This window comes from Thioclava sp. NG1, from assembly GCF_003122275.1.
In the GTDB taxonomy this organism is placed as follows: domain Bacteria; phylum Pseudomonadota; class Alphaproteobacteria; order Rhodobacterales; family Rhodobacteraceae; genus Thioclava; species Thioclava nitratireducens.
The window spans coordinates 1-13,198 of sequence record NZ_QFBB01000012.1 but is presented as its reverse complement, the minus strand read 5'-3'; the positions used below and the strand labels follow the sequence as shown (position 1 = coordinate 13,198).

Below are 13,198 nucleotides of genomic sequence, written 5' to 3'. Positions count from 1 at the left end.
CAGCGACCCGACAGATCGGGGCAATCGCGGTCACCATCCGGCGAAGAGTTGAAGATTCCTCTAACTTCGGAAAATTTCCTGCGCTCTACGATGCAGACGCGCTCAGACACCAAGCAAGGCGGCGCGCAGAAGGCCCGAGCGACGCCGGAATTCCGACAGCACCAATGCGCCCGGCGCGAGCGGGTCATCTGAGCCGTGCGCGCGCGCGAGGACGGCTCTCGCCTGCCATCCCGGTAGAAGCGCGGCCTTGGCGGCGCCGAGCCGGAGCTTGCGCGCGGGCTCGAGGCGCGCCTGCCCCTCGGCCGCGAGCTGGCGCAAGGTCGCAGCGTCGGGCGCAGCAAGTGGCGGACGACCGCGCGCAGCTAGGTCGGGCCAAGCCTGCAGAAGCGCCGCCAGCCCGGCGCCCGCGCCGAAACTGCGCACCGCGATCTCGGCCTCATTCGGCGCGCCGAGCGCCTCGGCAGCGGCCCAGTACAGCGCTCCGGCGGTCTGGTCGAGATAGGCCCAAAGGCTTGAAACATCGCCGAAAGGTTCGGGCCAACAGTCGGCGCGTCGAGCCTCGGCGGCAGCAATCAGATGGCGGGCGGGCGCTGCGACCGACACCAGCGCGGGGCCGATCTCGTGCGGGGGCTCCCGCTCTTCGGACAGCGCCTCGAGGGCATCGACCCACCATTGCAGTCGCATCTCGGCGACCATCGGCTCTGACGAAGCCCAGGGCGCGCGCGCGATCTCGAGATTGGCGGCGTAAAGCGGCCAGAGGCGGTCGCGCAGTTCGGCGGGCGCGGCCATCGTCGCGGCGAAGCGATCGGGATCGCCCTGGCGCACGGCCTCGGCTGACGCTTGCAGGGAGGCGGCCAGATCGCTCATGCCGGATGCGCCCCGTCGCGCAGCAGTTTCCAGATCATCGCGTCGAGGAGCGCCTCGAAACTCGCGTCGACTATGTTCGGCGACACGCCCACGGTGGACCAGCGCTGGCCTGCGCCGTCTTCGCTGTCGATGATGACGCGGGTCACGGCCTCGGTGCCGCCTTGGGTGATACGGACCCGGAAATCGACCAGTTTCATGTCGTCGATGAGGTTCTGATAGGGGCCCAGATCCTTCGACAGAGCTTTCGAGAGTGCGTTCACCGGGCCGCGGTCATGGCCCTGCTCGTCCATACTTTCCGAGACCGAGAGCATCTTCTTGCCGCCGACCTTGACCACCACGACGGCTTCCGAAATCGAAACCATCTTGTCGTAGCGGTTCTTCCGACGCTCCACCGTGACCTTGTAGCGCTTCACCTCGAAGAAATTCGGCAGCTGCCCCAGTTCGGCACGCGCGAGCAGCTCGAAACTCGCCTGCGCGCCGTCATAGGCATAGCCCTGATCCTCGCGCTCCTTGATCAGATCGAGGATACGCGCGAGGCGCGGATCGTCCTTTTCGACCTCGATCCCCATCCCCTTGAGCCGCGCGCGCAGGTTCGATTGGCCCGCCTGGTTGGACATCGGGATCAGCCGTGTATTCCCCACCACAGCCGGATCGATATGCTCGTAAGTGTCTGGATTCTTGAGGATTGCCGAAGCGTGCAGACCAGCCTTGTGAGTAAAGGCCGAGGCGCCGACATAGGGCGCCGAGCGCAGCGGCACCCGGTTCAGGATATCGTCGAGCTTGCGCGAGAGCTTGGTGATCCCTCGCAGGCTCTCATGGCTGATGCCAGTGTCGAGCGTCGACGCGTAAGGCTCTTTCAAGAGCAGCGTCGGGATCAGCGTGATCAGGTTCGCGTTGCCGCAGCGCTCGCCCAGACCGTTGAGCGTGCCTTGGATCTGGCGCGCACCGGCCTCGACCGCGGCGAGGCTACCCGCCACGGCGTTGCCGGTATCGTCATGGCAATGGATGCCGAGACGGTCGCCGGGAATGCCCGCCGCGATCACCGCCTCGACGATCTTGCCGATCTCGCCCGGCAGCGTGCCGCCATTGGTGTCGCAAAGCACGATCCAGCGCGCGCCCGCCTCATGGGCCGCGCGGCAGCACTCCAGCGCATAGTCCGGGTTCGCCTTGTAGCCGTCGAAGAAATGCTCCGCATCGAACAGCGCCTCGCGGCCTTGCGCCACCATATGCGCGACCGAGGCGCGGATATTCTCTAGGTTCTCCTCCAGCGTGATCCCTAGCGCGGTGGTGACGTGGTAGTCATGCGTCTTGCCGACGAGGCAGACGGCGGGCGTATTCGCGTTCATCACGCCCGCCAGCACGTCGTCATTCGCGGCCGAGCGCCCTGCCCGCTTGGTCATCCCGAAAGCCGTGAAGGTCGCCCGCGTCTCGGGCCGCGCTTCGAAGAAATCGCTGTCGGTCGGGTTCGCCCCGGGCCAGCCGCCTTCGATATAATCGATGCCGATTGCGTCGAGCGCCTTGGCGATCTCGATCTTCTCAGGCACCGAGAACTGGACGCCCGCCGATTGCTGCCCATCGCGGAGCGTGGTGTCGTAGAGATAGAGGCGGGATTTGGTCATTGGTTGTCTCCGTTGGAGCCGAGGTTCGCCCGACGGCACGCCGGGCCGCGCCCGACCCGCCCCCCAGGGCGGGCGCGACTGCGCCCTCCTTCGGGTCCGGCGCGCCCCTTGTCACTGTAGCCGCGCGCCATCACAGGCCTTCCAACTTGGACAAATCAACCTCCAGGCCGAATTCCCACTCCGTTTTGTCTTTCGAATCTTTCAAAATAATCCCTGCCCTTGAGAGGCCATCTCGGATTTCATCCGCTCGCTTAAAATCACGATCAGCTTTTGCTTGAGTTCGAAGCAGAACGAGTTCGTCAATTCGACGTGCCGACATCTCGTTCGTTCCGACATACAATTCATCAGACTTCACGTAGCGAGGCTTTGCCCAATCGCCCATCCCATCGTCAAGCAGGCCGAGCATCGCAGCGGAAGCCTTCAGAACTGCTGGATCATCGATTTGATGCAGCGCCGCGATGGCACCCGCCGTGTTAAGATCGTCGGCGAGCGCAGCGATCACCTCCGGCGCCGCCTCGGGTGAAGGTGTGACCCCATCAACAGCTGTCCGCCACTTGCGCAGGGTCGCAGCCGCCGCCCGCGCCTTCTCCGCCGTCCAGTCCATCGGCTTCGTATAATGCGTCTGCAGGAACACAAACCGGATCACCTCGCCGGGAATGCCCTTCTCGCCGTCATGGCCGTCGAGCAGATCCCGCACGGTGAAGAAATTGCCCAAGCTCTTGGACATCTTCTTGCCCTCGACCTGTAGCATCTCGTTATGCAGCCAGTAATTCGCGAAAGAGCCCTCGGGATGCGCGCAGCAGCTTTGCGCGATCTCGTTCTCATGGTGCGGGAATTGCAGGTCGATGCCGCCGCCATGGATGTCGAACGACGCACCCAGCAGCTCGTAAGACATGGCCGAGCATTCGATATGCCAGCCCGGACGGCCTCGGCCCCACGGGCTATCCCAGCCCGGCAGCCCCTCGTCGGAGGGCTTCCAGAGCACGAAATCCATCGGGTCTTCCTTGAACGGCGCAACCTCGACCCGAGCCCCCGCCATCATGTCATCGACAGTCCGACCCGACAGCGCGCCATAGTCCTTGTAGCTGCGCACCCGGAACAGCACATGGCCCTCGGCGGCATAGGCGTGACCGTCTTCGATCAGCGTCTCGATCATCGCGATCATCGCGCCAATGTAGTCGGTCGCGCGCGGCTCCCGATCCGGACGCAACGCGCCGAGCGCATCCATGTCGGCATGATACCAGCCGATGGTCTCCTCGGTCCGCGCGCGGATCAGTTCTTCCAGCGACCCTTCGGCCCCGGCCTCCTTGCGCGCCAGCGCCGTCGCGTTGATCTTGTCATCCACATCCGTGAAATTGCGCACATAGGTGACGTGCTCCGGCCCGTAGACGTGGCGCAGCAGTCGGTAGAGCACGTCGAACACCACGACGGGCCGCGCATTGCCGAGATGGGCGCGGTCGTAAACGGTCGGCCCGCAGAGATACATCCGCACGTTCTTCGCATCGATGGGATGGAAATCCTCGACCTTCCGGGTCAGGGAATTGCGCAAACGGATCTGGGTCATAAGTCCTCGCAAAGGGTCGGCGGCACCTGCCGGCGGGCTTACAAGGTCATGTCGTTTTTGGAAAGAGAAGACCGGCCCGCGTGACGATGTCAGCGGATAATGCAGCAGATGATGATGGTCTTCGTGATCATGGCGAGAAGATAAGCCGTCGCCCGCCCAAAGGTCCAGAGCAAAATTGGGCGCGCCCAAAAAGCGAAAAGGGGCAGCCGCAGCCGCTCCTTTTCGGACTTCCGATCAGCGATTTACGCGACGATCTTCACTTGAACTCGACGTCGTCCATCGCCTCGACGATCACCAGATCGCGTTCGGCTGCGCCTTCGGCATGGGCCAGCGCCGCCTGATAGTCGTCGGAGCGGTAGCAGGTTTCGGCCGCCTCCAGCGAGGGGAACCAGGCAACCACGTTGCGCGCCCGGTCATTGCCTTCGAGCTGCACGTAGCGCGCACCGCGAGCGAGGAAGCGCCCGCCATGCTTCGCGATCGCGGGCCCCGCGCCTTCGGCATATTTGCCATACGCCTCGGCGTCTTTCACGGTTACATGGGCGATCCAGAATGCGCCTGCCATCAAAGTTCCTCCAACAAAGTTTTCACGGCCGCAACGGCCTCCTCGGCTTTCGATGGATCGGCCCCGCCGGCTTGCGCCATATCGGGACGGCCACCGCCGCCTTTCCCACCAAGAGCCTGCGCCGCGGCCTTCACCAGATCGACCGCGCTCACACGCTCGGTCAGGTCCTTCGTCACGCCAGCCGCCACGGCCGCCTTGCCGCCCGCATCCGCGACGACGAGGATCACGCCGGAACCGACCTTGTCCTTCAACTCGTCCACGATGCCGGGAAGGTCCTTGCCGGTCACGCCGGACACCACTTGAGGCACGAACTTCAAGCCATTGATTTCACTTACGTCCGGGCCGCCGGAAGCACCACCGCCCATCGCAAGTTCGCGACGCAGCTGCGCGATCTCGTTGGCCTGCGCCTTGCGCTCGTCGAGGATCGCCTGCAGACGCCCGAGCACATCCTGCTCGGAGGTCTTGATCAGCCCTTCGATCTCGGTGAGCAGCTTGTCGCGGCGGCGCAGTTCGGCCATCGCGATATCGCCGGTCAGCGCCTCGATCCGGCGCACGCCAGACGACGACGCGCCTTCGCTCGTCAGCACGAAAGTACCGATATCCCCGGTGCGCTTCACATGGGTGCCGCCGCACAGCTCGAGCGAATAGATATTGCCGGTCGTACCTTTGCCGGAATTGGCCAGTTCGCCCATCGAGACGACGCGCACCTCGTCGCCGTATTTCTCGCCAAACAGCGCCTGCGCGCCCAGGTCGCGAGCATCATCCGGCGTCATGATCCGGGTGTCGACCGGCGTATTTTGGCGAATGAATTCATTCACTTCGCGCTCGATCTTCGCGATTTCCTCCGGGCTGAGCGCCTTGTTGTGCGAGAAGTCGAAGCGCAGACGATCCTCGGCATTGAGCGAGCCGCGTTGGGCCACGTGATCGCCCAGCGTGCGGCGCAGCGCCTCGTGCAGCAGGTGCGTGGCCGAGTGGTTCGCCCGGATCGCGCTGCGGCGGGCGTGGTCGACTTCCAGCTTCGCGCCCTGCCCCTTGGCAATCTCGCCTTCGGTCACACGCGCGAAATGGATGAAGACGCCTGCGACTTTCTTGGTGTCGGTAACCTCGGCTTTACCTGTGTCGGTCACGATCCAGCCACGATCGCCGATCTGGCCGCCGCTTTCAGCGTAGAACGGGGTCTGGTTGACCACGACCTGAACCTCGCCGGTCGCTGTGTCGATCTCGGCACCGTCGGTTACCAACGCGGTGATCTGCCCCTCGGCAGTCTCGGTGTCATAGCCGAGGAATTCGGTCGCGCCGAGTTTCTCGGACAAATCGAACCAGATCGCGGCATTGGTGGCTTCACCCGTGCCGGACCAGCTGGCGCGCGCCTTCGCCTTCTGCTCTTCCATCGCGGAGTCGAACCCTTCGGTGTCGACCTCGCGATCCCGCTCGCGCAGAGCGTCCTGCGTCAGATCGAGCGGGAAGCCGAACGTGTCATAGAGTTTGAACGCGGTCTCGCCCGGCAGTTTCTGCCCCTCGGGGAGGTCCAGAAGCGCCTCGTCGAGCAGCTTGAGCCCGCGATCGAGCGTGGTCTTGAAGCGGGTTTCCTCGCCCAGAAGGGTCTCTTCGATCAGTGCCTGCGCCCGGCCAAGCTCGGGGTAAGCCGCGCCCATCTCCCGGATCAGCGAGGGGACAAGACGGTGCATCACCGGATCCTTCGCGCCCAGCAGGTGCGCGTGACGCATCGCGCGGCGCATGATCCGGCGCAGGACGTAACCACGCCCGTCCGCCGAGGGCATCACGCCATCCGCGATCAGGAACGAGGTCGAACGCAGGTGATCCGCGATCACGCGGTGATGCACGTTGCCCGGCCCGTCCGGCGCGCCATCCGTCGCGTTGGCCGAGGCCTCGATCAGGTGGCGCATCAAGTCAGTGTCGTAATTGTCGTGTTTGCCCTGCAGCAGCGCGCCGATCCGCTCGAGCCCCATGCCGGTGTCGATCGACTGCATGTCGAGCGCGCGCATCGAGCCGTCCTCGAACTGCTCGTTCTGCATGAAAACGAGGTTCCAGATCTCGATGAAGCGGTCGCCATCTTCCTCGGGCGAGCCGGGCGGGCCGCCCCAGATGTGATCGCCGTGATCGAAGAAAATCTCGGTGCAGGGACCGCACGGTCCGGTCGGGCCCATCTGCCAGAAATTGTCCGAGGTCGGAATGCGGATGATCCGCTCGTCCGGCAGACCCGCGACTTTCTTCCACATCTCCGCCGCCTCGTCATCGGTATGGTAAACCGTGACCAGCAGCTTTTCTTTCGGAATATCGAAATCCTTGGTCAGCAGCTCCCAGGCGAAGGGGATCGCGCCTTCCTTGAAATAGTCGCCGAAGGAAAAATTCCCCAGCATTTCGAAGAAGGTATGGTGGCGCGCAGTGTAGCCGACATTGTCGAGGTCGTTATGCTTGCCCCCGGCGCGCACACATTTCTGCGCAGTCGTCGCCCGGTTGTAGTCACGCTTCTCCACCCCGGTGAAGCAGTTCTTGAACTGCACCATGCCGGAATTGGTGAACATCAGCGTCGGGTCGTTGCGCGGAACGAGGGGCGAGCTGTCAACGACCCGGTGGCCGTTGCGCTCGAAGTAATTGAGGAAAGTGGAGCGGATTTCGTTAAGGCTGGGCATAGTGTCCTGTCTCGCCTGATCGGGCTTGTTCGCTCCCGTTTAACGCCCGCCCTTCCCCCTGTCCAGCAATCGGAAAAGGCCGGGAGTTTGCGCTCCCGGCCTTTGCAAGAATTCGCGGTGAAGATCAGTCTTCGGTCAGCGCGTCGTCTTCGGACAGATTGTCGAATTCGAGCCCGTGGCTGGCGCGGATTTTATCCTCGATCTCGTAGGCGACATCGGGATGTTCGCGCAGGAAGGTTTTCGCGTTTTCACGGCCCTGCCCGATCCGCTCGTCCCCGTAGGAATACCAGGCGCCGGCCTTGTCGACGACCCCCGCCTTGACGCCCAGATCGACCAGTTCGCCCATCTTCGAGATACCCTCGCCATACATGATGTCGAACTCGACCTGCTTGAACGGCGGGGCGACCTTGTTCTTGACCACTTTCACGCGGGTCTGGTTGCCCACCACCTCGTCGCGATCCTTGATCGAGCCGATGCGGCGGATGTCGAGGCGCACGGAGGCGTAGAATTTCAGCGCGTTGCCGCCCGAGGTCGTTTCCGGCGAGCCGAACATCACGCCGATCTTCATCCGGATCTGGTTGATGAAGATCACCATGCAATTCGAGCGCCCGATCGACGCGGTCAGCTTACGCATCGCCTGGCTCATCAGGCGGGCCTGCGCGCCCACGGTGTGGTCGCCCATATCGCCTTCGATCTCGGCCTTCGGCGTGAGCGCCGCGACCGAGTCGACCACCACGAGGCTGACCGCGCCGGAGCGTACCAGCGTATCGACGATTTCCAGCGCCTGTTCGCCCGTGTCGGGCTGCGAGATCAGCAGCTCGTCGAGATCGACTCCGAGCTTGCGTGCATAATGCGGGTCGAGCGCGTGTTCGGCGTCGACGAAAGCGCAGACGCCGCCCTTCTTCTGCTCTTCCGCGATCGCGTGGAGCGTCAGCGTCGTCTTGCCCGAGCTTTCAGGCCCATAAATTTCGACGATCCGGCCTTTCGGAAGACCGCCGATCCCGAGCGCGATATCCAGACCGAGCGAGCCGGTCGACGTCGCTTCGATTTCCCGAGCGGGCGTCTCGCCGCCGAGCTTCATGATCGAGCCTTTGCCGAACTGCCGCTCGATCTGCGCCAGCGCCGAGTCGAGCGCCTTCTGCTTGTCTGCCTTGGGAGATTTATCCATGTCGAAAAGCTTCGCTACTGCCATTTGTCCGCTTCCTTATTTCACAGCGACGGCCGGTCGGCAATGCGACGCCCTCGCGCGGATGTTCACCTCATGTTCTGTTTGCACTATGCGCACGAAACATGAACATTACAATAAAATTCTGATAGCCCTACTGAACCGCATTTACCCTTAAGAAACGGTTTACCGACGCGAACCGAATGATTATCACCGGCGGAGTTAGGAGCTAGACCCGCCAAGATGCTGATTTTCTGGACACAAAAACTCGTCTTTCTGGCCACGCCGAAAGCGGGCTCCTCGGCGGTCGAAACCGCTCTGGAGTCCCTCGCCGATGTCGCGCTGACACGTCCGGCGGTTCTCAAACACGCCTCCGCCCGCAATTTCCGGGACCATCTCGAGCCGCTTCTTGCCGCGAAAACCGATGCGAGCTTTACCACGGTCGCGCTGATGCGCGAGCCGCTCGACTGGCTGCGTTCGCTCTATCGCTTTCGGCTGCGCGACTTGATCGAGGAGAGCGACATCTCCGCCGGCTATTCCTTCGACCAGTTCGCGCGCGATTATATCGACGATCCGCGCGCCGGGTTCAGCGACGTGCCCAGTCAGTCCGCTTTCCTGTGCGACGACGATGGCAACACGCTGGTCGACCGGATTTTTCCCTATGAGCGGATCGAGGATTTCGTCCATTTCCTCGAAGATCGGCTCGGTTTCGCGATAACCCTGCCGCGGGTGAACGTGCCGCCAGCAGTCGAGACCGGGCTCGCCCCCGAGACCGAGGAGGCGCTGCGGACCGCGATGCAGGAAGATCTCGCGCTCTACGATCGGGTCACCCGCGCCTTAGCGTGAGAGGAGCTCCTGCACAGTCGCGGTCAATTCGCCAAGCGAGAAAGGTTTCGGCAGGAAGACCGAGTCGGGCACCGGCGAGCTGCCGTTCTGGAACACCTCCTCGGCATAGCCCGACATGAAGACCGTGCGCGTGCCCGGCCGCGCCTCGAGCGCCTGCCTCACCCAGCTTGGCCCGTCGAGACCGGGCATGATCACATCGGTGACGAAGATATCCACCTTCAGCTCCGAGTCTTCCAGCAATTCCAACGCCTCTTCGGCGCTCTCAGCCTCGAGCACGGTGTAGCCGCGCAGCTGGAGCGCGCGCGAGGCGAAGGCGCGAACCGGCGGTTCATCCTCGACGAGAAGTACGGTCGCGTCACCGGCGATGACGTGGCTGTCAGGGACGGAGGTTTGTGCGATCTCCACCTTGGGCGCGATGGTCGATGCTGCGGCGCGTGGCGGCACCGGCGCCTTTGTCGCAGGCTCGAGCTCGGGCGCGGGTTCGGCCGATTGCGACACCTCGGCCTCCTCCGCCAAGTCATAGGCGGGCAGCAGGATCGTGAAGCTCGTCCCCGTGCCAATGACGGAATCGCAGAAAATGTAGCCCCCGGTCTGCTTCACGATGCCATAGGCGGTGGAGAGGCCGAGCCCGGTCCCCTCGCCCGTGCGTTTCGTGGTGAAGAAAGGTTCGAAAATCTTGCCTAGCTTGTCGGCGGGGATCCCGGAGCCGGTATCGGTGACCTTGATCGCAACATAATCGCCCTTGGGCACCGTGACGCGGTCCCGCGGGCGGTTCTCGGCCAGGTGGAACGCTTCGGTCTCGATCCGGATTTCGCCGCCGCCGGGCATCGCGTCGCGCGCATTCACCACGAGATTCATGATGACCTGTTCGAGCTGCCGCTTATCCGCACGCACCCGTCCGGCATCACATTCGTGCCTGACGCTCAGCGCGACCTTCTCGCCGACCAACCGGTTGAGCAGATGGGTCAGGTCTGACAGCGTGTCGCGCAGATCGAGGGTTTCGGGTTTCAGCGTCTGCTTTCGGGAGAAGGCGAGTAGCTGGCCGACGAGCGCCGCGGCGCGATTGGCGTTCTGACTGATCTGGTCAAGATCGGCGTAATCGCCATCTCCCTTGTCATGGCGCAGCATCAGCAAGTCGCAATGCCCCGAGATCGCCGTGAGCAGGTTGTTGAAATCATGCGCCACCCCGCCCGCGAGCTGGCCGATCGCCTGCATCTTCTGGCTTTGCACGAATTGCGCCTCGAGCGTCTTGAGCTGCGTCGCGTCGGACAGCACCGCCAGCAGCCCCGCGCGTCCGTTTTCCACGATCCGCGACAGGGTGACCTGCAGGAAGACCTCCTTGTCGCCGCGTCGGGCGCGCAGCACTTCGGGACGGCCATCGGCACGACCGGCGAGGGCATCGTTCACCCAATCCGAGACCGGACGGCCGAGCCCTTCGAGCAAGTCCGACAGACGGGACTGCGGCTCGATCCGGCCCAACAGGCCGCGCGCCGCGCGATTGGCCGCGCGCACCCGGCCATGTGCGGAAAGACGCAGCATCGCGACGGGCAGCGCCTCGAAATTCGCGCCCTCCTCTGCCGAGCGCGGTCCGGGGATCGGGAGCAGATAGACCTCGGATCGTCCTCCTGCGCCTTGAAGCTGCGCCACGACTGCCGTGACCGGGCCATCCTGCCCCTTGATCTCATGCTCCTCGCCCGAGCGCAGCGGAAGATCGGTGAAGATGCGGTCGAGAGACCGCACCCGCTCTCCGACGAGCCGCCTCAGCGCTTCGTTCATGAACAGAATCGTGCCGCCCTTGGAGACGGTGAGCATCGGCAGGCTGATCGTTTCCGCACCGCGCCCGCCAATCGCCCTCTCGGCCATGTCTTCGAGACGCCACAGAAAATCGCCAGAGCCGATGCGGTGCACCGAGAGTCGCAGATGGCCGCGCCGGGTCACCAGATCCTCACGCGCGGCCCCCTTCGCCTCCGCCTTGCTCTGCAATCGACGCAGCACCGCGCCCGGATCGGCGAAAAGTTCCGCAAGGGTTCGGGCCAGCCCCTGCCCGCCGCGAGAGCCGAACCGGTCCAGCGCGGCGCGGTTTTGATAGCCGATCTCGCCCTCCGGGTCCGTGGTGAAGCTGGGCGCGGCGTCATGGGCGACGAAATTCGCGATCGTTTCCTGCTGCCGCGCCCGTCGCCTTCGCTCCTGCGCCAAGGCGAGCCGCAACCAGCCCGCCGTGATCACGAGCGTGCCGGCGACGGAAAACATGGCCCAGGTCACAACCTCGTCGGGCATCACGAAGGCAACCGCAGCCGCGATCCCTGCAGCAAGCAGCAGATAAACCGCACCTGGCGCCAGCGCGGCCATCGTCTTCGAGAGTGGCTGCAGCATCAATTCGTTCCGCCCCACACTCTCCTCCCTGCCTGACGTCTCGGTCCCATAGCGCGGCAAAAAACTTAAAACCCAATTAACGAGACTAGACTTTCAGCGAACGCGCGAGTCAATCACGCGACCGTGAGAAGGCGAGCGCCAGTTCGGGAAACTCAAAGCTGGAGATGGGCCACGAAAAACCCGTCGCCACCCGAGAGCGGCGTGATCTGGCGCTGCGACAGCACCTCGCAGCCGTGGCGCATGGCGAAATTGGCGATTTGCGCGCCATTCTCGACCGTAAGCAGCGAGCAGGTCATGTAGACGAGGCGGCCGCCGGGGGCGACAAAGCCGCGCGCGGCGTCGAGGATTTCGCTCTGCAAGGCGACCAGTTCCGACAGCCGCGCGGCGCTCAGACGCCATTTCGCATCCGGCGTGCGTCGCCACGTTCCCGAGCCCGAGCATGGCGCGTCGACCAGAACCAGATCGTAGCCCGTCCCCGGATCCCCCGGCGCGCGCAGGGACACCTTCGCCCCGGCCCGTTTCGCGCGCGCGGGCAAATCGCGCATTCGGCCCGCATCGATGTCATGCGCTGCGATCAGCGCCTCCGGACAGGCTGCCGCCAGCGCCAGCGACTTGCCGCCACCGCCCGCGCAATAATCGAGCACACGCTCCCCGGGCCCGAGCGGCACCGACGCGATCGCCGCTTGCGAGGCCGCGTCCTGCAACTCCACCAGACCGTCCTTGTAAGCCGCTGCCTGCTGAATGCGCCGCGCCCCCGCGCCGAGTTCCAGCGCGGTCGCGGCCAGCGGGTGCGGCGTGGCTTCGATCCCGTCCTTCGCGAGCGCCGCGATCGCACGGTCGCGGTCCGTCTTGGCAAGATTGACGCGGAGGAAAACCGGTGCGCGGGCGCGCATCGCCTCGGAGATGGCGTCAAAATCCGCACCAAGATCGGAAGCGAGCTGATCACGCAGCCAATCGGGCCAGTCCAGCTGGGCAATATCGTCGGGCAAGGCATGGGTCAGCGCGGCGCGCTCGGCTTCGGACAAGGGGTCAGGCGCAAAGCCCTCCCCGGTGAAGATCGTCGCGGGATCGACGCCTTGCAGGCGCAGCAACCCGGCGACGAGCGCGCGTCCCCCGGCCCCGCCTCCGCCAAGCGCTGCGCTTGCCTTGCAGCGCAGCACGTCGAAGACGTGATCGCGGATCGCCGCGCGATCCTTTGAACCCGCGAAACGGTGACTGCGCGCCCAGTTGGTCAGCGCGCGCTCGGCCACCTCGCCCGACTGGATGCGGTCGAGAATATCGATGGCGGCGGCATAGCGCGCGGCTGGCGTCATGGGCGGGCTCCGAGGCGGGCTGTGATCTGGCCCGGTTCTAGGCGCGCCGGCTGGGCGGCGCAATGCCACGCGACAAAGACCGCTCCCGGGTCACACGCTCGTAGAATCTTGCTGTTAAACCTTAATTTATTGATCGTAACCCACTTTTTGCCACATTTACGCCGCGACAACTCCCTTTTTCTCCCTAAGGAACATGTAAAAGGACGTTTTCATCCACGGGGTATCCCTCCTTGAA

9 protein-coding genes are annotated in these 13,198 nt (G+C 64.2%); 1 reads left to right on the top strand and 8 read right to left on the bottom strand.

Annotated features, from left to right (window positions below; translation table 11 throughout):
* Window positions 1–102 precede the first annotated feature (102 nt).
* The 6 genes from DEM26_RS17860 to recA all read right to left on the bottom strand — a co-directional run bounded on the left by DEM26_RS17860 (window position 103) and on the right by recA (window position 8,458).
* The gene (locus DEM26_RS17860) at window positions 103–867 is read right to left on the bottom strand and encodes a squalene/phytoene synthase family protein (protein WP_088722741.1); all 765 of its coding nucleotides are present in this window, start codon (window positions 865–867) and stop codon (window positions 103–105) included.
* The gene (cimA, locus tag DEM26_RS17855; RefSeq protein WP_109172992.1) at window positions 864–2,486 is read right to left on the bottom strand and encodes a citramalate synthase; all 1,623 of its coding nucleotides are present in this window, start codon (window positions 2,484–2,486) and stop codon (window positions 864–866) included. The genes DEM26_RS17860 and cimA overlap by 4 nt, the downstream gene beginning before the upstream one ends.
* Window positions 2,487–2,616: 130 nt before the next feature.
* Entirely contained in the window at window positions 2,617–4,050 is a 1,434-nt protein-coding gene (gene cysS / locus DEM26_RS17850) for a cysteine--tRNA ligase (RefSeq protein WP_109172991.1), read from the bottom strand.
* A 256-nt stretch (window positions 4,051–4,306) separates the two neighbouring features.
* Window positions 4,307–4,612, bottom strand: coding sequence for a DUF1330 domain-containing protein (locus DEM26_RS17845; protein ID WP_075776494.1), 306 nt, complete (start codon window positions 4,610–4,612; stop codon window positions 4,307–4,309).
* A complete protein-coding gene (alaS, locus tag DEM26_RS17840) occupies window positions 4,612–7,266 on the bottom strand; it encodes an alanine--tRNA ligase (protein ID WP_088734502.1) in 2,655 nt (884 codons plus the stop codon). The genes DEM26_RS17845 and alaS overlap by 1 nt, the downstream gene beginning before the upstream one ends.
* 124 nt (window positions 7,267–7,390) lie before the next feature.
* Window positions 7,391–8,458 (bottom strand): recombinase RecA, encoded by a 1,068-nt coding sequence (gene recA / locus DEM26_RS17835; RefSeq protein WP_075776496.1) that lies wholly within the window; start codon window positions 8,456–8,458, stop codon window positions 7,391–7,393.
* Between the two features lie 216 nt (window positions 8,459–8,674).
* On the opposite strand from recA, the gene DEM26_RS17830 reads away from it, so the two are divergent.
* The gene (locus DEM26_RS17830; protein WP_088718658.1) at window positions 8,675–9,277 is read left to right on the top strand and encodes a hypothetical protein; all 603 of its coding nucleotides are present in this window, start codon (window positions 8,675–8,677) and stop codon (window positions 9,275–9,277) included.
* Here DEM26_RS17830 and DEM26_RS17825 read toward each other — a convergent pair.
* Window positions 9,269–11,650, bottom strand: a complete 2,382-nt coding sequence (locus DEM26_RS17825) for an ATP-binding protein (protein ID WP_109172990.1) — start codon at window positions 11,648–11,650, stop codon at window positions 9,269–9,271. The genes DEM26_RS17830 and DEM26_RS17825 overlap by 9 nt on opposite strands.
* 152 nt (window positions 11,651–11,802) lie before the next feature.
* Window positions 11,803–12,963, bottom strand: coding sequence for an RsmB/NOP family class I SAM-dependent RNA methyltransferase (locus tag DEM26_RS17820; RefSeq protein WP_109172989.1), 1,161 nt, complete (start codon window positions 12,961–12,963; stop codon window positions 11,803–11,805).
* Window positions 12,964–13,198: the final 235 nt, after the last annotated feature.